The 25,804-nt window shown below is 68.5% G+C and carries 22 protein-coding genes, 1 tRNA gene and 1 other RNA gene; 10 read left to right on the top strand and 14 right to left on the bottom strand.

Annotation, left to right across the window (positions count from 1 at the left end; translation table 11 throughout):
* Positions 1 to 76: 76 nt before the first annotated feature.
* The 4 genes from ABZ795_RS03725 (at position 77) to ABZ795_RS03710 (ending at position 5,019) form a co-directional block, all read left to right on the top strand.
* The gene (locus ABZ795_RS03725) at positions 77 to 646 is read left to right on the top strand and encodes a TetR/AcrR family transcriptional regulator (protein WP_357528568.1); all 570 of its coding nucleotides are present in this window, start codon (positions 77 to 79) and stop codon (positions 644 to 646) included.
* A gap of 1,916 nt (positions 647 to 2,562) precedes the next feature.
* Positions 2,563 to 3,129 carry a hypothetical protein gene (locus ABZ795_RS03720; protein ID WP_357528566.1) on the top strand — a complete coding sequence of 189 codons (567 nt, stop codon included), beginning with the start codon at positions 2,563 to 2,565 and terminating at the stop codon, positions 3,127 to 3,129.
* Positions 3,130 to 3,131: 2 nt separating this feature from the next.
* Positions 3,132 to 3,818: an ABC transporter ATP-binding protein gene (locus tag ABZ795_RS03715; protein WP_357528564.1), complete on the top strand. Its 687-nt coding sequence runs from the start codon at positions 3,132 to 3,134 to the stop codon at positions 3,816 to 3,818.
* Positions 3,819 to 3,828: 10 nt separating this feature from the next.
* A complete protein-coding gene (locus ABZ795_RS03710) occupies positions 3,829 to 5,019 on the top strand; it encodes an ABC transporter permease (RefSeq protein ID WP_357528562.1) in 1,191 nt (396 codons plus the stop codon).
* Between the two features lie 588 nt (positions 5,020 to 5,607).
* Here ABZ795_RS03710 and ABZ795_RS03705 read toward each other — a convergent pair.
* Positions 5,608 to 5,680 (bottom strand) — tRNA-Ala (locus ABZ795_RS03705).
* Positions 5,681 to 5,770: 90 nt separating this feature from the next.
* Positions 5,771 to 6,361 carry a YqgE/AlgH family protein gene (locus ABZ795_RS03700; protein ID WP_357529005.1) on the bottom strand — a complete coding sequence of 197 codons (591 nt, stop codon included), beginning with the start codon at positions 6,359 to 6,361 and terminating at the stop codon, positions 5,771 to 5,773.
* Positions 6,362 to 6,615: 254 nt separating this feature from the next.
* Between ABZ795_RS03700 and mdlC the strand changes: the two genes are divergently transcribed.
* Positions 6,616 to 8,211: a benzoylformate decarboxylase gene (mdlC, locus tag ABZ795_RS03695; protein WP_357528560.1), complete on the top strand. Its 1,596-nt coding sequence runs from the start codon at positions 6,616 to 6,618 to the stop codon at positions 8,209 to 8,211.
* A gap of 4 nt (positions 8,212 to 8,215) precedes the next feature.
* Here the strand turns inward: mdlC and ABZ795_RS03690 are convergent, their stop codons facing one another.
* From ABZ795_RS03690 to pruA, 8 genes are all read right to left on the bottom strand, one after another.
* Complete coding sequence (locus ABZ795_RS03690) at positions 8,216 to 9,178, bottom strand: hypothetical protein (protein WP_357528558.1); 963 nt, start codon at positions 9,176 to 9,178, stop codon at positions 8,216 to 8,218.
* Between the two features lie 108 nt (positions 9,179 to 9,286).
* Positions 9,287 to 9,662, bottom strand: a transfer-messenger RNA (tmRNA) gene (gene ssrA, locus ABZ795_RS03685).
* Positions 9,663 to 9,769: 107 nt separating this feature from the next.
* Positions 9,770 to 10,249 carry an SsrA-binding protein SmpB gene (smpB, locus tag ABZ795_RS03680; RefSeq protein ID WP_327022590.1) on the bottom strand — a complete coding sequence of 160 codons (480 nt, stop codon included), beginning with the start codon at positions 10,247 to 10,249 and terminating at the stop codon, positions 9,770 to 9,772.
* A gap of 144 nt (positions 10,250 to 10,393) precedes the next feature.
* Positions 10,394 to 11,269 (bottom strand): permease-like cell division protein FtsX, encoded by an 876-nt coding sequence (ftsX, locus tag ABZ795_RS03675; protein WP_327022591.1) that lies wholly within the window; start codon positions 11,267 to 11,269, stop codon positions 10,394 to 10,396.
* A 69-nt stretch (positions 11,270 to 11,338) separates the two neighbouring features.
* Complete coding sequence (ftsE, locus tag ABZ795_RS03670; RefSeq protein ID WP_013731749.1) at positions 11,339 to 12,019, bottom strand: cell division ATP-binding protein FtsE; 681 nt, start codon at positions 12,017 to 12,019, stop codon at positions 11,339 to 11,341.
* A gap of 118 nt (positions 12,020 to 12,137) precedes the next feature.
* Positions 12,138 to 13,259, bottom strand: coding sequence for a peptide chain release factor 2 (prfB, locus tag ABZ795_RS03665; RefSeq protein ID WP_327022592.1), 1,122 nt, complete (start codon positions 13,257 to 13,259; stop codon positions 12,138 to 12,140).
* A 72-nt stretch (positions 13,260 to 13,331) separates the two neighbouring features.
* Positions 13,332 to 13,850 carry a PadR family transcriptional regulator gene (locus tag ABZ795_RS03660; protein WP_327022593.1) on the bottom strand — a complete coding sequence of 173 codons (519 nt, stop codon included), beginning with the start codon at positions 13,848 to 13,850 and terminating at the stop codon, positions 13,332 to 13,334.
* Between the two features lie 208 nt (positions 13,851 to 14,058).
* Positions 14,059 to 15,687 (bottom strand): L-glutamate gamma-semialdehyde dehydrogenase, encoded by a 1,629-nt coding sequence (gene pruA / locus ABZ795_RS03655; protein WP_357528554.1) that lies wholly within the window; start codon positions 15,685 to 15,687, stop codon positions 14,059 to 14,061.
* A gap of 302 nt (positions 15,688 to 15,989) precedes the next feature.
* On the opposite strand from pruA, the gene ABZ795_RS03650 reads away from it, so the two are divergent.
* Positions 15,990 to 17,015 (top strand): hypothetical protein, encoded by a 1,026-nt coding sequence (locus ABZ795_RS03650; protein WP_357528552.1) that lies wholly within the window; start codon positions 15,990 to 15,992, stop codon positions 17,013 to 17,015.
* Between the two features lie 3 nt (positions 17,016 to 17,018).
* Here the strand turns inward: ABZ795_RS03650 and ABZ795_RS03645 are convergent, their stop codons facing one another.
* Positions 17,019 to 17,537 (bottom strand): hypothetical protein, encoded by a 519-nt coding sequence (locus tag ABZ795_RS03645; RefSeq protein ID WP_327022596.1) that lies wholly within the window; start codon positions 17,535 to 17,537, stop codon positions 17,019 to 17,021.
* Between the two features lie 217 nt (positions 17,538 to 17,754).
* Between ABZ795_RS03645 and ABZ795_RS03640 the strand changes: the two genes are divergently transcribed.
* Both ABZ795_RS03640 and ABZ795_RS03635 read left to right on the top strand, forming a co-directional pair.
* A complete protein-coding gene (locus ABZ795_RS03640) occupies positions 17,755 to 17,982 on the top strand; it encodes a helix-turn-helix domain-containing protein (RefSeq protein WP_327022597.1) in 228 nt (75 codons plus the stop codon).
* 115 nt (positions 17,983 to 18,097) lie between these two features.
* Positions 18,098 to 18,709 (top strand): Rv3235 family protein, encoded by a 612-nt coding sequence (locus ABZ795_RS03635; protein WP_327022598.1) that lies wholly within the window; start codon positions 18,098 to 18,100, stop codon positions 18,707 to 18,709.
* 70 nt (positions 18,710 to 18,779) lie between these two features.
* On the opposite strand, the gene secA is transcribed toward ABZ795_RS03635, so the two are convergent.
* Entirely contained in the window at positions 18,780 to 21,707 is a 2,928-nt protein-coding gene (secA, locus tag ABZ795_RS03630) for a preprotein translocase subunit SecA (protein WP_357528549.1), read from the bottom strand.
* Between the two features lie 171 nt (positions 21,708 to 21,878).
* On the opposite strand from secA, the gene ABZ795_RS03625 reads away from it, so the two are divergent.
* Both ABZ795_RS03625 and ABZ795_RS03620 read left to right on the top strand, forming a co-directional pair.
* A complete protein-coding gene (locus ABZ795_RS03625; RefSeq protein ID WP_357528547.1) occupies positions 21,879 to 23,075 on the top strand; it encodes a GNAT family N-acetyltransferase in 1,197 nt (398 codons plus the stop codon).
* Positions 23,072 to 24,181, top strand: coding sequence for a GNAT family N-acetyltransferase (locus ABZ795_RS03620; RefSeq protein ID WP_357528545.1), 1,110 nt, complete (start codon positions 23,072 to 23,074; stop codon positions 24,179 to 24,181). The genes ABZ795_RS03625 and ABZ795_RS03620 overlap by 4 nt, the downstream gene beginning before the upstream one ends.
* Positions 24,182 to 24,234: 53 nt before the next feature.
* Here ABZ795_RS03620 and raiA read toward each other — a convergent pair whose 3' ends face one another.
* Both raiA and ABZ795_RS03610 read right to left on the bottom strand, forming a co-directional pair.
* Positions 24,235 to 24,855 (bottom strand): ribosome-associated translation inhibitor RaiA, encoded by a 621-nt coding sequence (gene raiA / locus ABZ795_RS03615; protein ID WP_327022602.1) that lies wholly within the window; start codon positions 24,853 to 24,855, stop codon positions 24,235 to 24,237.
* 246 nt (positions 24,856 to 25,101) lie between these two features.
* Positions 25,102 to 25,800 (bottom strand): ComF family protein, encoded by a 699-nt coding sequence (locus ABZ795_RS03610; protein WP_327022603.1) that lies wholly within the window; start codon positions 25,798 to 25,800, stop codon positions 25,102 to 25,104.
* Positions 25,801 to 25,804 lie beyond the last annotated feature (4 nt).

Raw genomic sequence — 25,804 nt, 5'->3', positions numbered from 1 at the left:
AGGGCGCCTGCCACAATTGGCGGAACACCGTTCCGTCAAAGCTAGCGGAACAATGTTCCGCCAACAAGGAGGAACCGTGACCGAGTCGCCCGGGGCACGCGAGGCAGGCGTACGCCGCACCCGCGAGACACTTCTCGCCGCCGCTGCGGCGGTCTTCGTGGAGCAGGGAGTGCAGGCACCCATCCGGGACATCGCCGGACGGGCCGGAGTGGGTCTCGGCACGGTCTACCGCCACTTCCCGAACCGCGCCGAACTGGTCACTGCGGTGTACCGCCACCAGATCGAGGAGTGCGTGGCGCTGGCCTCGGCACTGCAGCGAGAGGACATCGCGCCCGGCGAGGCCCTGACGCGCTGGATCGGGGCCTTCGTGGAGTTCCTGGTGACCAAGCACGGGCTGGGGGTCGCCCTGCAGTCCGACGACCCGAGCCTGCTCACCCTGCATTCGCTGATGCTCGACGAGCTCGTCCCGGCCTGCGCGTCGTTGATCGCCGCAGGTGTCTCCGCAGGCGAGATCGACCCCGGCGTGACCGCGTACACCCTCATGCGCGCGGTGGGGAACCTGTGCATCCTCGGCCCGGGCTACGAGCGGGCCCAGGCGCAGGACATGGTGGCCCGCCTGCTCGCCGGATGCCGCAGCGCAAGGTGAGGCATCTCGCCATCACAAATCGGCGCCGGCCATAGTCTGGCGTCAGCTCGATGCCGGACGGGGTCCGCTACCCACTGGCCGTGACGTCCTGTTCGACGAGGAAAACCACCACGCCGACAAAACGCCCATCCCGCCCTGCTCAACACATCCCGGCCACAGTAAACAGACTTTGCTTTGGCTCTGGAGTCACACCCGTCTGCAGTAGACCCACCCCAGACATAAAACTCCAGGTCGGAAACACCTCATCCAACTACACCGGCCCTGGGACCTGCCCCCAGTCAGCACCTTCGGGAACATGCGCTTGCGCAGCGATGCCCGTCGACGTAAGATCAACTGCGCGATTCCGTTTGGCGCAGGACTCAACGCCCGGAATGCGCGAAGGCAGGTGTCGGGGTTCCAGCCATCGCAATATTTCTTCGGAGGATCCGAGAATGAGGATCAGAGTTAGTTCACGAAAGATCGCAGCCGCTGCGGCTGGGCTTCTCCTCGCTGCTGCATCCACATTGGTGGTGGCATCTCCAGCCCATGCCGCCAGGTGGAGGAGTATCTCGGGCACCGTTTACAGCAACGCGAGTTACTTCTGCTCTAGCAATATTCGCTACAAGGAGGGCAACGGGATCGTTGAGGCAAAGTTCAGCGCTCTCCCGACTAGCGGGCTGAGGATCGGCCCCGCCTCCACTAATTGCAGCCTACTCAACTACTCCGATTTTCATACCCTAAACAACACGCAAACACTCTACTCCGGCATGTCGAACGGATACCAGTTCAAGAACATGTTCCGTCGAATTACTTGGTGCGATTTCAATTGCGGTTCAAACGACTTCACGGGACAACAGTACTACTAGGTCGCATGCCACGCCAGCCAGTTACGCTATCAACAGTAGAGCGAAGCGCACCAGCTGGTCGATTGATTCATTGGATGGGTGCGACAGCATCACCACGCCACTCTACGAGGCGACTACTGGCGAGCTCGGAGTTCCAAACTTTTCGCGGCCGCACGTTTCGTGCGGAGAGATTGAACAGGAAGGCAACGAATTGGGGAAAATGCTTCAGCTCTTGGTGCCACGAGAGCGCGCAAAGCAGAGCCCCAGCGCAAATCTGAACTCCGAGGCACTCGGTTTACGCAAGGTTCACTTTGCCCCGGCCACTATTCTGGCTGGCGTGTTGCTGTTGACGAGCGCCTGCAGCAATAGCGCTGCTGAAGGTGCGGGGAGCGGCAATCCTCCTGCGCTTACACATCAGGAGGCCGAGCGGGAGTACCGGGACGAAGCCGAGAAGTGGGCGCTTCCCAGCGACTGGGAGTGGCCGCCAGAGCCCGTTTACAAGGACGTAGCGGCTGATGGAGCTGGGATAGTTTACGGCCTCAATACCGGTAGCGTCGATGCGACTTCGTATTGGTTCTGCGCATGGAGTCGCGCACTAATTGACGCGACGGTGGAAGCCGATCGAGCCGCCGCCTTGGCGCAGGTGCTGCGGGTCCCTGAGACTCCATTTTACAAAGTCGGCCTCTTGCCGAATGATAGGGCGACTCTGGATTCCAAGCTGGAGGCTACCCGTGCTGGCGACCTCCGCCCGCTGACAGAGACCACTGAGTTGAACTGCCCGGTGCCACCCCGGTGAGGAAAGCACTGGGAATTCTGGTGGGCCTAACTCTGGCGGCGATAGGGGGCGCTGGTGGGGTAGTAGCTACATTGGCACTCAGGGAGGACGGACAATCTCCCACGGCGGGCATCGCGGGGGCCTCGGCGCCAGATCCGCGCACAGTGGAAGTTGTGCGCCGCGACATTAGCGCTGTCGTTGCTATTGACGGCACTATGCTCCCGCTCCCAGCCTTTAGCATTCTCGCGCCCAGCGATGGGATCGTGCGGCATACCTGGGTCGGTGGACAAGGCGGTGAAGTAAGCGAGGGTGCGCCGGTGTTCAGGTTGAAGGCACGAGATGTCAGGTCATCCGTCGCAGCACGGTTCGAGCGATGGCTGGTTCCCGACGGCGGGGAGGTCGTGGGTGGTGTGCCTGTCGCGCAACTGCGGTATCTCGGGTTTGGGCTACAGGGTGCTTTGCCCCCGACCGACGCGTACCGTCTCCTGAGCGGAGATCTGAAGGCGACTGGGTCAATAACAGGTGGGCCGGCTGGGTTCGACTGCACATTGTTAGAGGTGCCGTCGGTCGAGCCGAACCCCGAGGCAGGTTCTGCCGCCAGCCCGACGGTCGTCTGCGCTGTCCCGCAAGACGTTCGTGCATTTGCTGGCCTTCAGGGTCAGATCGCTATCACGAGCGGGCAGGTCACCAACGTTCCCACGCTTCCGGTGACAGCGGTCGCGGGATCCGCCGACCGAGGCGAGGTGTCGCTGGTGCTGGATGACGGGACTGTCACCATTCGCGAGGTTGGGCTCGGCGCAACCGACGGCGCAATCGTGGAGATCACTTCCGGACTCGATGCTGGTATGCGGGTACTCGCTTCGCCTCCGGCTCTTGTGCGATAGCGATGCATGCCCTTCAAGTCAACGGTCTGAACAAGGCGGTCGGCCTCGCCCTCGGCGAGCGTTTGCAGATCTTGCGTGATGTGAACCTTTCGGTGCACGGTGGGGAGCTCGTGGCCGTGGTAGGACGGTCAGGGAGTGGAAAGAGCACGCTACTCGCAATGCTCGGACTTCTCGCCCGGCCCGACAGCGGAACCGTCTACATCGCTGGTCACGACACCGCCGGGCTCACCGACTCAGCCAGGTCGCATCTGCGTAGTGCGCATATCGGTTTCGTGTTCCAGAACTACTCTCTGTTGCCGCACCTGACGGCTGCCCAGAACGTGGCGCTGCCATTTATGCAAGGCAAACGGATCCCCACGAAGGAGATTCGGCGACGAGTGGATGAGGGGCTGGCGTCGGTCGGACTCGACGCTCGCAGAAATGCTTATCCTCGCCAGCTGTCAGGGGGCGAACAACAACGGGTTGCGGTGGCGCGTGCGCTTGTGAGAAAGCCACGCGTCATCCTGGCAGACGAGCCCACAGGCTCCCTGGATGAAGCGACGGCGGAAGACGTGCTTGATCTCCTGATCGGCGAGGCGCGGGGCAACGGGACGGCTTTGGTGCTGGTGACTCACGATGTAGAGGTTGCGGCAAGGGCAGATCGTGTCATGCGCCTGCGCGACGGCACCCTGCACGACTCGGTGGCATGACATGCGATTGATGCGAGACGCCGCGCTGGATCTGCGTGCACATAAAGTGCGATCCGTCTTGGCCGCGCTTGGCCTGTTCATAGCGATTCTGTCACTGGTCGCTGTCACTACGATCGGAACTGTCGTACGCGAGGTCTTTGTCGCTCAAGACGAGCAGATGAACGGCCGCCTATGGACAATGGCTACGACCTTGGACTATGGGCTCATCACGGAAGCCAGACTGACCGAAGTCACCAAGGAACTCGACCGTCAAGTGTCCGCCACCGGCGGACACTACGCGCTTCAAATGGAGCGGCCCGGTGAGGCGGCACCCATCCTCGGCGACTTCGCCGGAGAGTCCGAGTCGTTGCGTATAGTGCTGGCAACCGTTGACCTGAACCTCGTACGGCGGATGCCCGTTCTCGGCGGCACGTGGCTGCCAGCAGGGGAAGCAGTCTTCCCTGACGGTGTAGTGCTGAACGACGTTGCGAGCAGGCAACTCGGGGGCAGCGTAGGAAGTAGACTGAGGATCCGCCTGAGTGGGAACCTTCTTCCCTACGATCGGCCAGTGATCGGCGTCGTCGCCGATGGACGCCGCGAACCGCGAATTTACCAGTCACTGCGATCGGCATTACACTTTAATCCGTCGATCACGAGTCACTCAGGGCAAGGTCCAGAGCTCCTCGTTCATTACCCCGGGGCAAGCCAGGCAATGATCCGCGAGAAGATGCGCGATATCGACGACGCGCTGGCGGCACAAGACCAAGGTGCAGACCCACAATTGACCAGCAGCCTGGCAGACTTCCTGATAAGCCTGGAGCGGACCCAGCGCTTAATCAGCGTCGTGGCCGCAGTCACTCTGTTCGTCGCCGTAGTCGGACTGCTCAATATTGGGCTCGCAACACTACGAGAACGCACCCGCGAACTCAGCCTTCGTCGTGCAATCGGAGCGACACGCAAACGTGTACTCGGGCTCGTGCTCACCACCACGCTGACCCTCAGCACACTAGCGGCCGCTTTGGCGATCGGGATCGCCTACATCGGTGTAACCTGGTACGTCCCGCGCGTCCTGGATCCCGCTTCCGCCATCGATCAGCCCGGATTCCCGTGGCAAGCTGCTGTGTACGGCTTCATCGCTGCGGTGGCCGCCGGGCTTTCCGGAGGGTTGGTTCCCGCAATAGCAGCCGCTCGCGTTGACATGATCCGTGTCCTGCGGGAGTGAAAGGCTTTGACTACGAGATGGACGGCGGAAATCTGACCCTGTACCGTCGCCTGGTCGCGGGTGTAGGTGGCCCGCAGCCGCACCGGCTGCCCATGGTGTCGCCAGGCGCGGCCGGGGCGGGGTTGCAGGTTCAGCGGCCCGAACTCGTCCACACACACCCGCCCGTCCGCCGGCGAGCCGGGCCCGGATTCCGACCTTGCCCTGCACGGCGACAAGACGCCACCGCCGCCCCGGCAACGGCCACGGGCGCCGTCCGGGCGCGCAGCCACCGGGCCAACACCGGCGACAGCACCTCGGCGTCGATACGAATCAGCAGCCGCCACCGTCGTGGCCGCGGGCGCCCGGTCGGCGAACCCGAGTCGGCCCCACGCCGACCGGTCCAGATCTCGGACCCGGTCGCTGATCGCGGCGAACGTGCGCGCCCCGGCCAGCACCGCGACCAACGAACTCGACGGGCAGAAGCTGTTGGAGAGCGAATGCCTGGACCGCCTCACCATGTCCGTGAGCAGCAGTATGGGGCGATCGTGTAAGCATGATGATCAGAAAATCGGCGCCGATCAAAGACCGACGCCGATTTTCTACACAAGGTGGAGCCGAGGGGACTCGAACCCCTGACCCCCACACTGCCAGTGTGGTGCGCTACCAGCTGCGCCACGGCCCCTTGCGTTCGCGCCCGGTTCCCCGGGCACTGGAAGAACTATACACACGACGCCCGGCATGGTCATCTCGCGGGGTACCCCCCTCCGGCGGGTCAGTTCAGGGCCACGTCGGGTGGGAAATGTGCCACCGCGGCCATCATGCCGCCCTGCCGGCGCAGCACCATGGGCCACAGGTCGTCGGGGCGTTCGACGAAGGCGTCGCCGGGCAGGGCGTCCAGCACGAACCAGGAGCCCTCCTCGATCTCCTGCTCCAGTTGCCCGCCGCCCCAACCGGCGTACCCGGCGAAGACCCGGATGGTCTGCACGTTCTCCCGCAGCCGCTCCGGATCGACGGACAGGTCCAGGGTGCCGACGGCTCCGGAGACCTGGTGGAAGCCCTTTAGGCGGCGGACCGGGGGATGCATCCGGGCCAGGCAGATCGCCGATTCGGGCTGCACCGGGCCGCCCTCGAACAACACCGCCGGGTGCCGGGCCAGGTCGCCCCAGTCGCGCAGCACGTCGGCCACCGGCACCTCGGTGGCCCGGTTCAGCACCACCCCGAGGGCCCCGCCGGGCTCGTGGGCGACCAACAGGACCACCGTACGGTCGAAGTTCGGATCTTTCAGTGCGGGCGTCGCCACCAGCAGTTTCCCGATCATCGACTCCATGGCCCGCCCGCCGATCGCCTGCCCCTCTCCCTGCATCACGCGTACCCGTCAGCCTCGTCGCGGCGGGCAGGGCCGGTCCGGCACACCAACGACAGGCCCCACCGGTGCCATCCGCGCTGTCGTAGCCATGTCTGGCACGATAGCTTGCGACCCCGGCCGTGGCGACGGTCTGATCGCCGAGTGATCGACATCGGGGCCGGCTCTGCCCGCTGCGCCAGCCCCGACCGAAGGGCTCCCGGCAATCCCGAATGCCCCTGCCGGCCGGAGCGATCGGGCTAGATTCAGGAGCGATGGCAACGGTCCGCGACACCACCTACGAGCTGCTCCGCGCACTGGGCATGACGACCGTCTTCGGCAACCCCGGGTCGACCGAGGAGCCCTTCCTGCAGGCCTTCCCCGATGACTTCCAGTACGTGCACGCGCTGCACGAGGCCTCGGCGATCGGCATGGCCGACGGGTACGCCCAGGTGACCGGGGGCCCCGCACATGTCAATCTGCACACCGCCCCGGGCACCGGCAACGCCATGGGCAACATCGTCACCGCCTGGCACAACCGGACCCCCCTGATCGTCACCGCCGGGCAGCAGACCCGGCAGATGCTGCTGCTCGAACCGCGCCTCACCGCCCGCCGTCCCACCGAGCTGCCCCAGCCGTACGTCAAATGGGCCCACGAACCGGTCCGCGCCCAGGACGTACCGGCCTCGTTGATGCGGGCGTACGCCACTGCCGTCCAGCCACCGGCCGGGCCGGTCTTCCTCTCCCTGCCCCTGGACGACTGGGCGCAGCCCGCCGACCCCCTGCCGGAGGCGCGGACGGTGGCTACCCGGTTCGCGCCCGACCCGCAGCGGCTGCGGCAGTTCGCCGCCGCGCTGACGGAGGCCCGGTCACCGGTGGTGGTGCTCGGTGCGGCCGTGGACCGCGCCGGGGCCTGGGAGGCGGCTACTGCCCTGGCCGAGCGGCTGGTCGCGCCGGTCTGGTCGGCACCCGCGCCCGAACGCACCGCCTTCCCCGAGGACCACCCGTACTTCCAGGGGGTGCTGCCCTACGCCGCCGGGCCACTGGCCGAGCGGCTGGAGGGGCACGACACCGTGCTGGTGGTCGGCGCCCCGGTGTTCCGGTACTACCCGCACATTCCCGGGGCCACCGTGCCCCAGGGGGCCCGCCTGTTGCACGTCACGGACGATCCGGAGGAGGCCGCCCGGGCCCCGGTCGGTGACAGCCTGCTCGGCGACGCCGGGCTCACCCTCGCCGCCCTGGTGGAACTGCTGCCGCCGGTGGACCGGCCCCCACCGGCTCCCCGACCCGACCCACCCTCGGTCGAGGACTCCCTTCCGCTCAGTGCGGACGCCCTCTTCGCCGCCTTGGCCCGGCACTGGCCCGAGGACGGGGTGCTGGTGCAGGAGTCCCCGTCGAACCTCTCCGCGCTGCGCCGGCGCCTGCGGCTGCGCCGACCCGGCTCGTACTTCACGATGGCCAGCGGGGGCCTAGGGTACGGCCTGCCGGCGGCGGTCGGCATAGCCCTGGCTCAACGCCACACCGGCATGCACCGACCGGTGGTTGCGGTGATCGGGGACGGTGCCTTCCACTACTCCGTGCAGGCCCTGTGGACCGCCGCCCAGCTGCGGCTGCCGCTGGTCGTGATCGTCCCGGTCAACCAGCAGTACGCCATCCTCAAGTCCTTCGCCGAGCTGAAACACACCCCCGGGGTACCCGGGCTGGATCTTCCCGGCATCGACATCAGCGCGGTGGCCCGTGGCTACGGCTGCGCCACCACAGTGGTCGAGACCCCCGAGCACCTGGGTGAGGCCCTCGACCTCGCCCTGCGCGCGGAGGGCCCGACCGTGCTGCCGGTACCCATCCGGACGGACATCCCCCCGCTGCTCTGAGGGGTCAGTTGCCGCCGACCCGTAGCGGCGCGCCGGTGAGGGCGTCCAGGACGGGTCGGGTGCCCAGCGGCTCCTTCAAGGTCACCTCGACCTCCTCCAGCTTCAGCATGGCGTCGCAGACGTCCGTGGAACGCACCACCGAGCCGCCCACCACCACGAGGTCCTCCCGTTCCTGCACCAGCGGGGTGATCTCGGAGTCGCAGCTGCCGACCCCCAGCCGGAAGGCCAGCCTCGTCCCGTCGACCTCGATGATGTTCTGCGCGGCCACCAGCCCCTCCGGAGCGGAGTCGGAGGGGACGACCGGGTCGGGCACCCTACCGACCGCCTGCGGCGCGACCGCGGTGGTGGCCACCACGGCGCCGATCTCCTCCACGGTGAACAGCCAGGCCGGCACCTGTGCCTCGCCACGGTTGGTGTGCAGCGGCGCGGTCCCCAGTTCGACCTTGCTGATGGTGAGTGCTACACACTCGCCCTGGGGGCGGCTGCTGACCGTGCCGTCCGGGTCGCCACCAGGGGCGGGCGGCGGCGGAACCTCGGGCTTCTTCGCCCCCGGGCAGGAGGGCGGCTCGACGCCGTTGGTGAGGGTCCGGAAGGCTTCGTCGGCGTCGACCAGCGGTACCCGCAGTTCCCCGTCCGGGAAGCGGATGGTGCCCGAGTCGGGCTGCCGGGCCGGCAGATCGGCCGGCTTGCGGTACCAGCCGGCCTGGAACGCCGTCTGGGTGGCGGGGGTGAAGTCAGCCTCGCCGATCAGCAGGGTGGGGTCCTGAAGGGGGATGTAGCCGGTGCTCCAGCCGGGCCCGGGGCGCCACCCCTCGGCCACCGCGGTGGCCCGCCGGTCGAAGGGGTCCTGGTCCTGGTCCTGGTCCTGGTCGGAGGGGAGGGGACCGGTCGGGCCGGTGCCTGCCGGTGCACAACCGGCTACGACGATCATCAGGGGCAGGCCCAACCGGGCGGCGAGACGACGCATACCTGCTCTGACGGGCCTACCCGGCACCAGGTTCCCTGACAAGATCGATTCCTTCCGGGGAGACACGACTGCGCGCCCCGGCCGGATGGCCGGGGCGCGCAGTTCAGGTGGTGGAGGTGCCGGGAATCGAACCCGGGTCCTTCGCCGCCTTGTCAGGGCTTCTCCGAGCGCAGCTCGCTGTGCCTCTACTCGGCCCCTCCGATCACGCGAGCGAGTCGGTGTGACGGGCCCAGTCGCTGATTAATCTCGCCGCACGGACCCCGCGACCGGGTCCGGTTGGCCAGCCTTCTAGCTGATGCCGGCTAACTGGGTCGAAGGCACTCCCAGGCCGACAGACTCACTACTCGCCTCAGGCGGCGAGAGCGAAGTCAGCGCGATTGCTCTTGGCGCTTATTGTTTTCCGACGAACGATTCTCGAGACGACGTCGGCTTCCTCGGCTCGCTTCCCCTGCCGCAACGTACGAAGTCGAAACCAGTCACCCCCTCGACGGGCCGCCATCTTCCGGCGGCTCTGACAAGCGTAACGCCTGCCGCAACCGGATTCATCCCGAGGTCAGGTCGCCGACACCAGGGATGAATGAACCGGACAAACTACTCACTCATGCCTTTGCCGCGTCGGCCGACCGCCCGTTGGATCTCCCGGTCCGCGTCCCGCTTGGCCAGGTCCTGGCGCTTGTCGTACGCCTTCTTGCCCTTGGCCAGGCCGATCTCCACCTTGGCCCAGCCGTCGGAGAAGTAGACCTGCAACGGCACCAGGGTCAGCCCGCCCTCCCGGGCCTTGCCGATCAGCCGGTCGATCTCCAACCGCTTGAGCAGCAGCTTGCGGGTACGCCGGGGCTCATGGTTGGTCCAGGTGCCCTGGGTGTACTCCGGGATGTGCATGCCGTGCAGATACAGCTCGCCGTCGCGTTCCTGGGCGAAGGCGTCGACCAACGAGGCCCGCCCGGCCCGCAGTGACTTCACCTCGGTGCCGGTCAACGCCATGCCTGCCTCGTACGTGTCGAGGATGGCGTAGTCATGACGGGCCTTCTTGTTGGAGGCGACGACCTTGCGCCCCTTCTCCCGTGGCATCGCCGCGCCACCTCCTTTCCCCTAGCCCACTGCCCTCGGCGGCCTGGCGGCCGGAGAGCGGAGATCATGCTACCCGAATGACAAGGGCCCTTCCGCGCGGTTTGTTCCCGCTCCGAAGGGCCCTCGCGAAGGTCGTACCGAAAACTAGACCCGCAGGTAGAAGCGGAGGGTGACCCAGGCGGTGATCGCGCTGATCAGACCACCGACGCCGGCCATCACTGGGAAGGTCAGCAGCACCTCGCTCCAACTGACCGGGGCGAACAGCCCTTGCAGGGCGCTCAGGGCGTCGTCGAAGAGGAACTTCTTCAACGCCACCAGGGCCCCGAGGCCGAGCAGCGAGCCGATCAGGCCGGCGACCACGGCTTCCAGGACGAATGGTGCCTGGATGAACCAGTTCGAGGCGCCGACCAGCTTCATGACGGCCACCTCGCGCCGCTTGCTGTACGCGGCCACCTGGATCGTGTTGGCCACCAGCAGCAACGCTGCCACCGCCATCGCGATGGCGGCGGCCAGTGCGACGTTCTGTCCGGCGGTGAACAGGTTGAAGATCTTGTCGAGCACCTGACTCTGGTCGACCACCTGATCGACCCCGGCGGCCGAGGAGTACTGCTCCGAGATCGACTTGTACTGCTCCGGGTCCACCAGGTTCAGCCGGTACGACTCGGGCAACTGGTCCGCCTTGACCGCGCTGAGCAGGTCCGGCGAGTCCCGGAACATCTCCTGGAAGCGCTGGTACGCCTCGTCCTTGTTGACGTAGGTGACCTGCGAGATCAGCGGGTCGGCCTCCAGCCGGGAACCCAGTGAGGTGCGTTCCTCCTCGGAGATGTCGGTCTTGAGGAAGATCGACACCTGGATGTTCTCGAAGTACAGGTCCTTCATGTCAGCGACCTTGGTGTAGATCAGGCCGCTGGCGCCGAGCATGGTCAGCGAGACGCCCAACGTGATGATCATCGCGATGGTCATCGTCACGTTGCGCCACAGTCCGACCAGTACCTCGGACAGGACGTATTTCATCCGCATCGGGATATTCCTCCGGCTCTCCGGCGTGAGGTGTTCGTCGTCAGATCGGGGTGCGCTGGGTTCGCCAGGTCACCCGTAGACGCCGCGGGCCTGGTCGCGGACGATGCGGCCGCTCTCGATCTCGATGACCCGGCGGCGCATCTGGTTCACGATGTTGGAGTCGTGCGTGACCATCACGACGGTCGTGCCGGTGCGGTTGATCCGGTCCAGCAGTCGCATGATTTCGATGGAGGTGTCCGGGTCCAGGTTTCCGGTCGGCTCGTCGGCCAACAGGATCAGGGGACGGTTCACGAACGCCCGGGCCACCGCCACACGCTGCTGCTCACCACCGGAGAGCTCGTGCGGGTAGCGGTGCTCCTTGCCACCGAGCCCGACCAGCTCCAACACCTCCGGCACGACCCGGCGGGCCACCGCCTTGGTCTTGCCGATCACCTCGAGCGCGAAAGCCACGTTCTCGTACGCGGTGCGGTTGGGCAGCAGCCGGAAGTCCTGGAAGACGCAGCCGATCGAGCGGCGGAAGTGCGGGCGCTTCCAGGACCGCATCGAGGTGACGTCCTTGCCGTTGACGACGACGCGACCCTTGTTGGGGGTCACCTCGTGCAGCAGCATCTTGATGATCGTGGACTTGCCGGAGCCGGATGGGCCGATGAAGAAGACGAACTCGCCCTTGTCGATCGACACGGACACGTTGTCGAGCGAAGGCCGCGACGCCTTCGGGTACGTCTTCGTCACTTGCTCAAGCTGAATCACGGGTGGTGAGTCTACGCCGTGTAACTGTCGTGCCAAGTCCTACGCCCCGCGATTGCGGGGTGAGTCATTGATCCCGCACGTCATGTGGAGATCGATGACGCACTCCGCCCACGATCGGTCACGCAGCGTCGCCGGCGAGTTGCTGCTGCTTGCGCCAGCGGATACCGGCCTCGATGAAGGAATCGAGCTCACCGTCGAAGACCGCACTGGGGTTACCGGTCTCCTGCTCGGTACGCAGATCCTTCACCATCTGATACGGGTGCAGCACGTACGAGCGCATCTGGTCGCCCCAGGAGCCCGCCGCGTCGGTCTTCAGGCCGGCCATCTTGGCCTGCTCCTCCTGGCGCTTGCGCTCCAACAGCCGGGCCTGCAGCACCCGCAGCGCGGAGGCCTTGTTCTGCAGCTGCGACTTCTCGTTCTGGCAGGTCACCACGATGCCAGTGGGGATGTGGGTGATCCGGACCGCCGAGTCGGTGGTGTTGACGCTCTGCCCACCCGGCCCGGACGAACGGTAGACGTCGATCCGCATCTCGTTCTCGGGGATGTCGATGTGGTCGGTCTGCTCCACCACCGGCAGCACCTCGACCCCGGCGAAGCTGGTCTGCCGACGGCCCTGGTTGTCGAAGGGGCTGATCCGGACCAGCCGGTGGGTGCCGGACTCCACGCTCAGCGTGCCGTAGGCGTAGGGCACCTTCACCGTGAAGGTGGCCGACTTGAGGCCCGCCTCCTCGGCGTACGAGGTCTCGTAGACCTCGGTCGGGTAGCCGTGCCGCTCCGCCCAGCGCAGGTACATCCGCAGCAGCATCTCCGCGAAGTCCGCCGCGTCCACCCCACCGGCGCCGGCCCGGATGGCCACCAGGGCCTCCCGGGAGTCGTACTCGCCGGAGAGCAGGGTGCGGACCTCCATCTCCTGGATGGCCTTGGTCAGCCCGGCGACCTCGGACTCGACCTCGGAGAGCACTCCCGAGTCGGCCTCCGCCTCGGCCAGTTCCAGCAGCACATTGGCGTCGTCGAGCCGGGCGCGCAGGCTACCCAGCTTGTCGATCTCGCCGTTGACGTACGACAGCTGCGAGGTCACCTGTTGGGCCCGGGCCTGGTCGTCCCACAGATCCGGGGCGGAGGCCTGCTCTTCCAGGCGCGCCTTGTCCGCCCGCAGGCGGTCCAGGTCGAGCACCGCCTCGATGTTGCGCAGGGTGGCGTCGAGATCCTTGAGCTGGTCGGCGTAATCGGCAGCTGTCACGACAGACAAGGGTACTGCTCGGAGGAGGAGTGAGCTTGCGAGCCCCGCACTCCGAGCCAAAACAGGAACTGATCAGCTGCCGACGGGTGCGCTCTTGAGCCAGGAGAGGGCGGCCTTGTGGTACGCCACGGCGAACTCCAGCGCGCTGGCGTCGTACATGTCGCCTTCCTTGCGCGCGTTCTTGACCTGCTCGCGTACCCGGGCCAGGGCTTCGGTGTGGTATTCGTTCGCCGCGACCTGGAGGCTTTTCAGCTGGGTCGCGGAGTGCAGCTGCCCGAAGGCGATCCGCAGGGCGATCGGGTTGCGGATGGTGTCCCGCCCCGGGTCCTCGGCCAACCATCGGGAGAAGGTCCGCTTTCCCGCTGCCGTGATCGCGTACGGTTGGCTCATCCGCGGCCCGGGTTTACCCAGCCGGACCAGGCCTTTCTCGGCCAACACCGGCAACTCGCGGTAAACCTGACTGCGGGTCATCGACCAGTACGGCGCCAGTCGGCGCTCGGCGGCGGCCATCAACTGGCCACCTGTCATGGGGCCCTCGTGGAGCAGCCCGAGCAGGGCCGCCGCCGTGGGGTTGACTCCGGAATCCGCCATGCCCTTCACGCTGCCACTTTGCCGGGCCGCCGTCCAGGATTTCACCGTTTCGCCACCCAATGGGGTTTCCTATGTGCACTGTCGGTGCGCGACGGTCCACCGGTGGCCCGGGCGCGGACCCCACCATGAGCCCCATTCCGGCAGCGGCGGTGTTAAAAAGGACCCCTTCCTATGCACCAGGCGTTAAGAAGGGGCCCTTCCTTACACCTCAGTGCATGTGGGGGTAGGTGTGGTCGGTGGGGGGTACGAAGGTCTCCTTGATGGTCCGGGGGGAGGTCCACCGGAGCAGGTTGTGCCAGGAGCCGGCCTTGTCGTTGGTGCCGCTGGCCCGGGAACCACCGAAGGGCTGCTGCCCGACCACCGCGCCGGTCGGCTTGTCGTTGATGTAGAAGTTGCCGGCCGCGTACCGCATCTTCTCGGCCACCGCGTCGACCACCCGGCGGTCGGTGGCGAAGATCGACCCGGTCAGGGCGTACGGCGCGATCGACTCGGCCTGGGTGATCACCTCGTCGAAGCGGCTGTCGTCGAAGACGTGCACGCCGAGGATCGGCCCGAAGTACTCCGTGGTGAAGGTCTCGTGGGCCGGATCGTCGCATTCGAAGATCGTCGGACGGACGAACCAGCCGACCGAGTCGTCCGCGGTGCCCCCGGCGATGACCCGGCAACTGTCGTCGTTCGAGACCAGGTCCAGGGCGGCGGTGTGCCGGGCGAAGGCCTTGTCATCGATGACCGCCCCGCCGAAGTTGCGGAAGTCGGTCACGTCGCCGTAGGTCAGGCTGTCCGCGGTGGCGGCCAGCCGGTCCCGCAGGCCCCCCTCCCAGATCGACCGGGGGATGTACGCCCGGGAGGCCGCGGAGCACTTCTGCCCCTGGTATTCGAAGGCCCCCCGGATCAGGGCGGTGTGCAGGGCGTCGACATCGGCGCTGGAGTGCGCCACCACGAAGTCCTTGCCGCCGGTCTCCCCGACCAGCCGGGGATAGCCCCGGTAGCGGGCGATGTTCTCGCCCACCGTGCGCCACAGGTGCTGGAAGACCCGGGTGGAGCCGGTGAAGTGGATGCCGGCCAGGTCGGGGTCGGCCAGGACCACCTCGGAGACCTCCTCGCCCCGCCCGGTGACCATGTTGATCACTCCCGGGGGCAGGCCGGCCGCCTCGAACAGCCGCATGGTGAAGTGCGCCGAGAACTGCTGGGTCGGGCCCGGCTTCCAGACCACGGTGTTGCCCATCAGGGCCGGGGCCGCGGGCAGGTTGCCCGCGATGGCGGTGAAGTTGAACGGGGTGATCGCGTAGACGAAGCCCTCCAGGGGGCGGTGGTCGAACCGGTTCCACACCCCGGGGGAGGAGATCGGCTGCTCGGCGAGCAGCCTGCGGGCGAAGTGCACGTTGAACCGCAGGAAGTCGATGAACTCGCAGGCCGCGTCGATCTCCGCCTGCTGAACGGTCTTCGACTGGCCGAGCATGGTGGCCGCGTTCAGGGTGTCGCGCCAGGGGCCGGCGAGGAGTTCGGCGGCGCGCAGGAAGACCGCGGCCCGCTCCTCGAAGGGCAGCGCCCGCCATCCCGGTGCCGCGTCCTTGGCGGCCTTGACCGCGGCCTGGGCGTCGTCGTGGGTGGCGTGCCCGGTGACCCCCAGTACGTGGGCGTGCCGGTGCGGCTGCACCACCTGGATCGACTCGCCGCCGGCCATCCGCTGTTCGCCCGCGATGGTCATCGGCAGCTCGATCTGCTCGGCGGCCAGCTCGGTGAGGCGCCGGCGGAGCCGTTCGGTTTCGGCACTGCCCGGCTCGTAGGTGCGCACCGGCTCGTTGTGCGGCTCGGGTACGGAGAACACGGCGTCCATCAGGGCTCCTGGCGATCTCGACGACGGTGGCGAAGCCGGTCCCAGGGTTGGCGGGACCTGGATTCCATCTTTCCACGCCCAGCTGTCCCGGATCCTCCCCCGGCCAGCACCCCACCATAGATCTGGAGGCTGTTGAGACGATTTGACAGTGATTCGTACCCACAGGGCCGGGCAGACCGAAGGAAGCTAGATCATCTCTGCGATTCGCAGGGGTCGGTTCCCTCCCCCACCGGGCCGCGTACGCTGGATTGCCGGTGAGGTGCCCGGGCCAGGTCGCCGGGTCCGGCGGCGAAGGGGAGACCATGAGCAAGCAGCCCGGTGGGCCGACCGCCGCGCAGCCCGAACGACCGCAGGCCACCGACCCCACGGCGGCCGAGGAGCAGGCCCTTCCCGCCGACGACTCCGCCGGATCGCCGCCCTCCGCGCCGGGCACCCTGGTGCTGGCCCTGTTGGCGGCCGGCTGGCTGGCCGCGATGCTCTGGTCCACCCGGGAGGCGATCAGCTCGGCCACCGCCGGGGTCACCGCGATCAGCCTGTCCGCCTTCGCCCTGCCCGGGGTGATCTCGGCTGCCCTGGTGGCAGGTGCCGCGGTGGGCCTGGCAGCTGGCGAGCCGGTCACCCGCCGGGGCGATCGGGCCACCCTGCGCTTCGCGGTGGCGGTCGGCGCCGGCCTGCTGGTCGGGCTCGCCGCTGCCCTGGCCATCAGCCTCAGCTACGCCGACAACACCACCACCCGCACGATCGCCGGTACGACCGCCGCCGCGGCGGTCATCGGCGGCGCGCTGGCCGGTGCCCGCAACGGCGCGGTGGTCGGTGCCGTCGCCTCCGCCGCTCTGGGCACCCTGGTCTTCGTCGTGGGGTTCAGTGTCGCCCGGGCTCCGCTGTTCGACCTGTTCGGTGCGGGAGACAGCCAGCAGTCGGTGATCACCGCCGCCACCTGGGTCTCGCGTACGGAGTCGCTGCTCGCCGGTCTGCTCGCCGGGTTCCTGGCCTTCGGCTATCTGACCTGGGCCCGACGGCGTGCCGCCCGCCGCGACACCCCCGTCACCGCCCTGCGCTGGCCGGTGTACCTGATCGCCGGGGCCGGCCCCGGCCTGCTGCTGCTGGTCGCCGAGGTGATCATCCGGGTCGGTGGGCGTTCCCTGATCGACCTGGCCGCCGCCCTGAGCGAGGCGGACGCGGTGGCCCAGACCTCCATGGGCACCTCCCGGGTCGACAACGGGATCTGGGTGCTGTTCGTGGGTGCCCTCACCGCCATGATCGTCTTCGGCCGCACCCTGAGCCCGACCCCGGAGACCGACCCCGCCGAGGCCGACGCGGTGCGCTGAGGGTCACCCCTGGTCGGTGGCGTCGCGCAGCAGGAGATCCAACTCGCTGGGGTCGTACCACTCAAGCTCGTGGTCCTCGGCCCCGTCGACCGTGAACTGGGCGTCCGGATCGCCGGCCAGGGCCTCCTCCACCACCTGCACCGCGGCGGCGACATCCGGTACGGCGTCGGCACCGTCCACATGCAGGGCCGCCACGGCCTTGACCGGCACCGCCCCGTGCAGTTCCACCACGCTGGAACCCAGTTCACCCTCGCCACGGCCGATCGCCGAGGCGGGCAGGTCCGCCGAGACCACCACCCGCCGACGCGGGGCGGCGGGATCGTGGCGGAGCAGTTGCAGGGCGTCCTGGGCGGCGCGGGTGAAGGCCACGTACTCCAACTCCTCCTCGTCGCCCTCGGCGTACCACTCGCGCAGCATCGGGGTCACGGCGTGCGCCTGCGACACGGCCAGGCCGTGCTCGGGAAGCATGGTCAGCATCGGTACGGTCGCCGGCAGGTACACCCGGACAAGCTCGTCAGTCACCGTTGGTCTCCCGCTCTGCTCCGGTCGGCGACTCCGCCGCGAAGGGCGCACGATCACCCGTACGCCCTGAACGTCATACACCCCGGACCCGCCCGGTGGAAGCTCGGCGGGGCCCGGTGTGTCGGAGTCGGCATCTCCGATGGCATGCTCAGAGGTCGCCTCGAAGTCAGTCCTCGATGGCAAACTAAAGCAAACGACACCAACCCGGGGAGTTCTCGTGGAGCCCAGGTTCCTGCTCCTGTCCGACGTGGCCGCCGAGCTGAACGTGTCGGACTCGCAGGTCTACCACATGGTGCGCAGCGGCGAGCTGCCCGCGATCAAGATCGGCGGCCGGGGCCAGTGGCGGGTCGAGCGCTCCCGGCTGGAGGAGTACATCCAGCAGAAGTACGCGGAGACCGCCGAGTGGGTGCGTGGCAATCCGCTGGCCGAGCGCGACCCGGAGTAACCACATCACCCTCCAGCCATTGACCGAGGGCTCTGCCTTGCTCAAGAATGAGGCCCATCGAAAGCAAACGAAGGCAAACGTAGGGTTTTTGGCGCTGAGAGGTAGAGGGCAGGCGATGATCGATCCCCGGCGACCTGGGCCCAGCCGACCCCCGGTGCGGCTGCGGCCGGCCCCCGCGTACGACCCACCCTTCGTCGACGAGGGCAGCGAATGGCCCGGACCCGCTGACGGTCAACTGGCCCTGGACCTCTTCTCCGCCCCGCACTGGTCCCCTGGCAGCGGCCCGGCACGCCCACCCCACCAGCGGGTCACCGTCCGCCCGACCCCGGCCCGGCCCGGCCGCGATCCGGTCCGGCAACTACCGCCGGGGGCCCTGACCACCGCCACTCCGGGAGCCACCCGGGTGGCCCACCGCTTCGTGGCCAGCTGCATCGAGGTGTTCAACGGCTTCCGTCCCCCGGTGCAGTTGCGCCGTCAGCTCGATCCCGCGCGCTGCGCCCACCTGCTGCCCGAACTGGCCCGCGGCAGCGCCCGGGCGGTCGGGACGCGGCGCCGCACCCCCCGCCCCGGTCTGCGACTGCGCCGCCTGCGGGTCTGCGAACCCCGTCCGAACGCCATCGAGGCCGCCGCCGTGCTCACCGGGGTCGTCGACGCCAGCTGGGCCATGGCCCTGCGGCTGGAGCACCGCCGCGGCACCTGGCTCTGCACCGACCTGCGGATCCTCTGACCACCGGGGGCCTGCACGCCGAAGCCCCGGCCACCGCTGACGCGGTTGCCGGGGCTTCGTTCAGTGCCTCTCAGTCGGCGGAGCCGCCGGGGGCACCGTGGCAGCGCTTGTACTTGCGGCCGGAGCCGCAGGGGCACGGCGCGTTGCGGGAGGGGCCGTTGCCGGCCGAGGCCTGCCCGTTGGCCGCCGTCTGCCGAGCCGTGCTGGAGGCCACCCCGGCACCCCGCAGGCCGCCGGCCTGACGCTGGGGAGCCGCCGGGGCGGTCTGCCCGGGAGCCGCCGGTGCGCCGGGCACCGGGCCACCGATGCCCAGGGCCGGGGCCCGCTGGTCGTCGCGCTGCACGGCCACCCCACCGGCACCGGCCTCACCGTCGATGGTCGGGGCGGAGTACTGCAGGCCCTGCTGCTGCGGGGCGCGAGCCAGACCCTTGGCGCGGATCTCCACCGGCTTGTCCAGCAGCTGAACTTCCTCGGCCTCAGCCTCGGGCTCGTTGACCTGCACCTCGAGGTTGAAGAGGAAGCCGACCGTCTCCTCCTTGATGCCGTCCATCATGGTGGCGAACATCGCGAAGCCCTCGCGCTGGTACTCCACCACCGGGTCCCGCTGGGCGTACGCCCGCAGGGTGATGCCCTCCTGGAGGTAGTCCATCTCGTAGAGGTGCTCACGCCACTTGCGGTCGATGACCTGGAGCAGCACCATCCGCTCCAACTGCCGGGTGCCCTCGGCGCCTAGCTGCTCCTCCCGACGGTCGTACGCGGCGTGCGCGTCCGCCCGCAGTCGGGAGACCAGGAAGTCGGCGTCGATGCCGGCCCGGGAGCCGCCGGCCTCCTCCTCCATCTCCTCGATGGTGATGCCCACCGGGTAGAGCTGCTTGAGGCTGGTCCAGAGCTGCTCGAGATCCCATTCCTCGGCGTAGTTCTCCGAGGTGGCGCCCTGAACGTACGCCTCGATCACGTCGTCGATCATGTTGCGGACCTGCTCGGAGAGGTCCTCTCCGTTGAGCACCCGCAGCCGCTCGGCGTAGATCACCTGGCGCTGCTTGTTCATGACCTCGTCGTACTTGAGGACGTTCTTGCGGATCTCGGCGTTCTGCCCCTCGATCTGGGCCTGGGCGCTCTTGATCTGGCGGGTGACCATCTTCGACTCGATGGGCACGTCCTCCGGGATGTTGAAGCGCTCCATGACCGCCTCGACCGCGCCGGAGCGGAACCGCTTCATCAACTCGTCCTGAAGCGACAGGTAGAAGCGCGACTCACCCGGGTCACCCTGCCGGCCGGACCGACCACGCAGCTGGTTGTCGATGCGTCGGGACTCGTGCCGCTCCGTGCCCAGCACGTAGAGCCCACCGGCGGCGGCGACCTCATCGGCCTCCGCTTCGCAGGCCTGCTTCCACTTCGGCAGGACCTCCTCCATCGCCTTGTCGTACTCCTCGGCGTTCTCCACCGGGTCCAGACCACGCTGGCGCAGCTCGCTGGCGGCGAGGAACTCGGCGTTGCCGCCGAGCAGAATGTCCGTGCCTCGACCGGCCATGTTGGTGGCCACCGTGACCGCGCCCTTGCGACCGGCCTGGGCGACGATCTCCGCCTCCCGGGCGTGGAACTTGGCGTTCAGCACGGAGTGCGGGATGCCCCGGCGGCGCAGCAGCTGGGAGAGGATCTCGGAGTTCTCCACCGAGACCGTGCCGACCAGCACGGGCTGCCCGGCCTGGTGACGCTCGGCGATGTCCTCGATGACCGCGTTGAACTTGGCCTTCTCGGTCTTGTAGATGACGTCGGCCCGGTCCTGCCGGACCATCGGCCGGTGGGTCGGGATGGTCACCACACCGACCTTGTAGACCTTGTTGAACTCCCCCGCCTCGGTCTGGGCCGTACCGGTCATGCCGGAGAGCTTGTCGTAGAGGCGGAAGTAGTTCTGGAGGGTGATGGTGGCCAGGGTCTGGTTCTCCTGCTTGATCTCCACCCCCTCCTTGGCCTCGATCGCCTGGTGCATGCCCTCGTTGTAGCGGCGACCGTGCAGGATGCGGCCGGTGAACTCGTCGACGATCAGGACCTCACCGTCGCTGACGATGTAGTCCTTGTCGCGCTTGTACAGCTCCTTGGCCTTGATGGCGTTGTTCAGGTAGCCGACCAGCGGAGTGTTCACCGACTCGTACAGGTTGTCGATGCCGAGCCGGTCCTCGACCTTGGCCACACCGCGCTCGGTGACCGCGATGGTGCGCTTGGCGTAGTCGACCTCGTAGTCGCCCTCGCCGTCCTTGCCGGCCTGGAGCCGGGCCACCACGGCGGCGAACTCGCCGTACCAGCGGGCGGAGTGCTCGGCCGGGCCGGAGATGATCAGCGGGGTCCGGGCCTCGTCGATCAGGATGGAGTCGACCTCGTCGACCACGGCGAAGTTGTGGCCCCGCTGGACCAGCTCCTCCTTCGACCAGGCCATGTTGTCGCGCAGGTAGTCGAAGCCGAACTCGTTGTTGGTGCCGTAGGTGATGTCACACTCGTACGCCGCGCGGTGCTCGGCGGCCGGGCGGTTGGGCAGCACCACACCGACGGTCAGGCCGAGGAACTGGTGCACCCGACCCATCCAGGCCGCGTCACGCTGGGCCAGGTAGTCGTTGACCGTGACCACGTGCACGCCCTTGCCGGACAGCGCGTTGAGGTAGACCGGCATGACCGAGGTCAGGGTCTTACCCTCACCGGTCTTCATCTCGGCGATGTTGCCGAAGTGCAGCGCCGCGCCGCCCATCACCTGGACGTCGTACGGCCGCTGGCCGAGCACCCGCGCCGCCGCCTCCCGGCAGACCGCGAACGCCTCGGGCAACAGGTCGTCCAGGGTCTCGCCTTCGGCGAGCCGCTCCCTGAACTGCTCGGTCATGCCGCTCAGCTCTTCGTCGGTGAGGTTGACGTAGTCGTCCTCGATCGAGTTGACGGCAGCGGCGATCGCCTTCAGCCGGCGCACCATGCGCCCTTCGCCCGCGCGAAGGACCTTTTCCAGAATCGACACGGATCAACGCTCCCCTAGACAGTCTCGAACCATCGTAGGCGTTTCATCGGGCCAATGGTCACTGGTGGCGACCCTCGGCCATCGCGAAACCGACATAACGCGCGACGCTCCAGGCTACGCGCCCGGTTTACCCGTTACGCCGTGGGCGAACGATCCGGCACGATGGGTCAGATGGACCCCGTGGAGATCACCGAGGCCGGACTGGCCCTCCGGCCGTGGCGGCCTACCGACGCCGACGACCTGTATCACGCCTGCCAGGATCCGGAGATCCAGCGCTGGATCGACGTCCCCCGACCCTACCGGCCGCAGGACGCGCAACGGTTCATAGCGGGCCGCTCGCGCCAGTGGGCGGAGGGCACGGCAGCCGCCTTCGCGGTCTGTGACCCCGCCACCGGTCGACTCCTGGGCGCCTGCGACCTGCAGAGAATCGATCAGGACCACCAACTCAGCGAGATCGGCTACTGGACCGCCCCGTGGGCGCGCGGTCAGGGCGTGGCCGTCCGCGCCGTACGGGCCCTGGCCCGATGGTCCTTCACGGAGCTGAACCTGCGCCGGCTGCTCTGGACCTCCCTCGCCGGCAACTACCCCGCCCGGCTGGTCGCCCTGCGCAGCGGTTTCCGGATCGAGGGGCGGCTGCGCGCGGCCGACCCGGCACGCGGCAGCTACGAGTGGTTCGGCTCGCTGCTGCCCGGCGAGGTACCGGCCCCCGACGAGATCGGTCCGGCCGGCCCGGGCACCCTGGAGGCCCGCCGGGCCACCGTCTTCGGTCGCCCCCAGCCCACGATCTTCGCCAGCACCCCACGGCGCGAGCTGCGGCTCCGTCCGATGGAGGAACGTGACCTGGCGGCATTGGTGATCACCTGCCAGGACCCGGAGACCCTGCGGTGGACCACCGTCCCGGATCCCTACGACCGGTCGGCGGCCGAGTCCTTCCTGATCCACTGCCAGGACTGCTGGGCGGGCGGCACCGCGGCCTACTATGTGATCGCCGACGAACAGGATCACTACGCCGGCTCGATCGACCTGCGGCTGTCCCCCACCGATCCCCTGCTGGCCGACGTCGGCTTCATGACCGCGCCACATGCCCGGGGCCGGGGTTACCAGACGGCGGCGCTGGCCGCGCTGGCCACCTGGGGTTTCGCCACCCTCGGGCTGGCCCGCATCGAATGGCGGGCGAACGTCGGCAACCTGGCCTCCCGCCGGGTCGCCGAGCGGGCCGGCTTCACCATGGAGGGCACCGCCCGGGGTCTGCTGAACCACCGTGGCACCCGGGCCGACGCGTGGATCGGTGCTCTGCTGGCCGAGGATCTGGCCACAGCCGGCGGTGCGGCACGCGGCAACGGTCGACCGGGCCGGGTGACGGCATGACCGCCGAGTCCATCGAGGCCCACGGGGTATGGCTGCGGCCGTACCGTCTGGACGACCTGGCCGATGTCGTAGCCGGCTGCGCCGACCCGGTGACCCAACGTTTCCTGGACGGGCTGCCCCGCCCGTACACCGAGGCCGACGCCCGGCGCTGGATCACCGAGGGTGCCCCGGCGCTGGCCGCCTCGGGTGGTGCCGCGTACGCCGTCGCCGATCCGGCCACCGACCGGCTGCTCGGCTCGGTGGGGCTGAGTAACCCGCTGCCCCAGCGGCGGCAGGCCGAGATCGGCTACTGGGTGCGGCCGGGGGCACGGGGTCGCGGGGTGGCCACGGCGGCCACCCGGGCGTTGGCCGAACACGCCTTCGCCGACGGCATCGACCGGCTGGAACTGCTCACCAGGCTGGAGAACGTGGCCAGCCAGCGGGTCGCGGTGGCGGCCGGTTTCCGACCCGAGGGGGTACGCCGACGTGGCGGCCTGGCCCCCGGTGGCAGCCGGCCCGACCTGGCGGTCTGGGCGCGGCTGGCCGACGATCCGCCCGGGCCGTACCCCCGCCCGCTGCCCGACCTGCCCGAGGGGCGACTCACCGACGGGGTGATCGTGCTCCGGCGGTTGGAGCCCGAGGACACCGACGAGATGTACCGCCTGAACACCAGCCCGGGGGTGGTGTCCTCCCGGGTGCCACCGGGCCCGCCCACCCGGGAAGAGATCGCCGGGCGTGGTCTCGGCGCGGCCCACCAGTGGCTGGTCGGCACGGTCGCGGCGATGACCATCCTCGACGCGGCCTCCGGGACGGTGGCCGGGTCCTGCATGCTGCTGCACGACCAGCGCGCCGGGCAGGGGATGCTGGGCTACAGCCTGTTCCCGCAGTGGCGGGGGCGCGGCTACGCCACCCGGGCGGTGCGGCTGCTGGCCCGGTGGGGTTTCGCGCAGGTCGGCCTGGCCCGGGTGTGGGCCGGCACCCTGCCGGAGAACCTGGCCTCCCGGCGGGTGCTGGAACGGGCCGGCTTCCAGTACGAGGGGCTGTTGCGCTCCCTGCTACCCGGCGTGGAGGGCGACCGGCGGGACTCGACCGTGTACGGGCTGCTCCCCGGCGAACTGGTGGACTGAGCGCCTGAGCGCGGCGCGGGCCGGGGCGCTGCCCCGACCCGCGCCGACCTCGGTCAGATGTCGAGCGAGATGATGCCGTAGTCGTAGGCGTGCCGTCGGTAGACGACACTGGGGCGACCGGATTCCTTGTCCTGGAACAGGTAGAAGTCGTGGCCGACGAGTTCCATCTGGAACAGCGCTTCGTCGACGGTCATCGGCTGGGCCGGGTGCACCTTCTCCCGGGCGATGTGCCACGGCTGGTCGTCGTACTCGTCCTCCTCGGCGCGTTCGGCGACCGCGGTGGCCCCCGGTGCGCTCAGGGCGGCGGAGAACATGTCGGCGACCGGCAGGCCGGCGGTGGCGGCGGCGACCGATACCGGCGGGCGGCCCCGGTGTACGCGACGCCGGTCAGCGGCGCGGCGCAGGCGGGCGTCGAGCTTGGCGATGGCCGTGTCCAGCGCGCTGTAGAAGTCGCTCGTGCAGGCCTCGGCCCGGATCACCGGGCCCCGGGAGAAGCAGGTGATTTCCACTCGCTGGCAGTGGTCGGCCTGGCGCGGATTGCGCTCGTGGAAAAGCTCCACCTCGGCCCGGATAAGTTTGTGGTCGTAACGTTCGATCTTCGCCAGTTTTTCGGCTACGTGCACCCGGTAATGATCCGGCACTTCGACGTTACGGCCCTTGACCACGATGTCCACGTGACCTCCCTCGTTCGGACGGTCTTTGCTCCGAGAACTCCGGTCGCACGTCCGGGGAGGGGTCCCGCTCGGCGTCGACCGGTCAATACGGCTACGCCTCCTCTCACCGCCGGGGTGGGCTAATGATCTCCTACCCTCGACATGCAAACGCTAACTCTTATTTGCTCCCTCGTCATCCCCAGCCGCCGACCCGGGCCGGAATTTTGCAGAGATCACACACGAAGGGGTGAACGGAAACACAATCGGTTACCGCTTGTGCCTTTTTTCGGTAGCCGCAAGAACCGCCGCCACCGAGGGCGACATTCCTGGTACGCGCAGCAATTGACTGATCGCGGCGAGGGTGGACCCGGTGGTGATGATGTCGTCGAGCAGCACCACGGTCACCCCGGGCGGGGTCGGGCCGACACCCGGCCGGACCCGGAAGGCCCCCAGGGCGGTGGCCGCCCGGCCGGCGCTGTCCAGGGTGACCGAATCGGGCCGGGACCTCGCCTGCACCGGCCGCTGCACCCGTACCGGCCAACCCGCCGCGCCCAGCCTGCGGGCGCAGTGCCGGGCCAGCCGCCCCAGATGGTCGCCGTAGCGGGCCCGGGCCGCCGCCGGGGTGTCCGGCACCGGCACCAGCACCAGGGGGCGCACCGATCCGACCGCGGCGGCCACGACCTCGGCCAGCAACGCTCCCAGGGGCCGGGCCAGACCGTGCCGGCCATGATCCTTGTACGCGAGCAGAGTCTCCCGCAACGGCCCGGCGTAGCTGCCCAGGGCGTGACAGGGCGGCAGCCCCAGCGGGGCCGGAACCGGTCGGACCGCCCCGGGACGCAGGGCCCGCAACACGGTCACACATTCCGGACAGACCCCCTGCCGCAGCCGGGAGCTACGCTGCCGACAGCCGGCGCACTCCGTGGGCAGGGCCAGATCGGCCAGATCCGCCCACAGCCCGCCCAGCACTGCC

Origin of the sequence: Micromonospora sp. NPDC047134 (assembly GCF_040643455.1) — a bacterium.
Taxonomy (GTDB): domain Bacteria; phylum Actinomycetota; class Actinomycetes; order Mycobacteriales; family Micromonosporaceae; genus Micromonospora.
This window is presented reverse-complemented; position numbering and strand designations above follow the sequence as displayed.

What these genes read in the sequence shown, in the direction of transcription:
- mdlC (WP_357528560.1), top strand. Translation starts at nt 6,616, where the DNA reads ATGGCAACGGTCCGCGACACCACCTACGAGCTGCTCCGCGCACTGGGC.
- ABZ795_RS03700 (WP_357529005.1), bottom strand. Translation starts at nt 6,361, where the DNA reads ATGCAGGGAGAGGGGCAGGCGATCGGCGGGCGGGCCATGGAGTCGATG.
- ABZ795_RS03715 (WP_357528564.1), top strand. Translation starts at nt 3,132, where the DNA reads ATGCATGCCCTTCAAGTCAACGGTCTGAACAAGGCGGTCGGCCTCGCC.
- ABZ795_RS03650 (WP_357528552.1), top strand. Translation starts at nt 15,990, where the DNA reads ATGAGCAAGCAGCCCGGTGGGCCGACCGCCGCGCAGCCCGAACGACCG.
- ABZ795_RS03625 (WP_357528547.1), top strand. Translation starts at nt 21,879, where the DNA reads ATGGACCCCGTGGAGATCACCGAGGCCGGACTGGCCCTCCGGCCGTGG.
- ABZ795_RS03690 (WP_357528558.1), bottom strand. Translation starts at nt 9,178, where the DNA reads ATGCGTCGTCTCGCCGCCCGGTTGGGCCTGCCCCTGATGATCGTCGTA.
- ABZ795_RS03660 (WP_327022593.1), bottom strand. Translation starts at nt 13,850, where the DNA reads ATGGCGGATTCCGGAGTCAACCCCACGGCGGCGGCCCTGCTCGGGCTG.
- ABZ795_RS03710 (WP_357528562.1), top strand. Translation starts at nt 3,829, where the DNA reads ATGCGAGACGCCGCGCTGGATCTGCGTGCACATAAAGTGCGATCCGTC.
- pruA (WP_357528554.1), bottom strand. Translation starts at nt 15,687, where the DNA reads ATGGACGCCGTGTTCTCCGTACCCGAGCCGCACAACGAGCCGGTGCGC.
- ftsX (WP_327022591.1), bottom strand. Translation starts at nt 11,269, where the DNA reads ATGCGGATGAAATACGTCCTGTCCGAGGTACTGGTCGGACTGTGGCGC.
- ABZ795_RS03635 (WP_327022598.1), top strand. Translation starts at nt 18,098, where the DNA reads ATGATCGATCCCCGGCGACCTGGGCCCAGCCGACCCCCGGTGCGGCTG.
- ABZ795_RS03620 (WP_357528545.1), top strand. Translation starts at nt 23,072, where the DNA reads ATGACCGCCGAGTCCATCGAGGCCCACGGGGTATGGCTGCGGCCGTAC.
- smpB (WP_327022590.1), bottom strand. Translation starts at nt 10,249, where the DNA reads ATGCCACGGGAGAAGGGGCGCAAGGTCGTCGCCTCCAACAAGAAGGCC.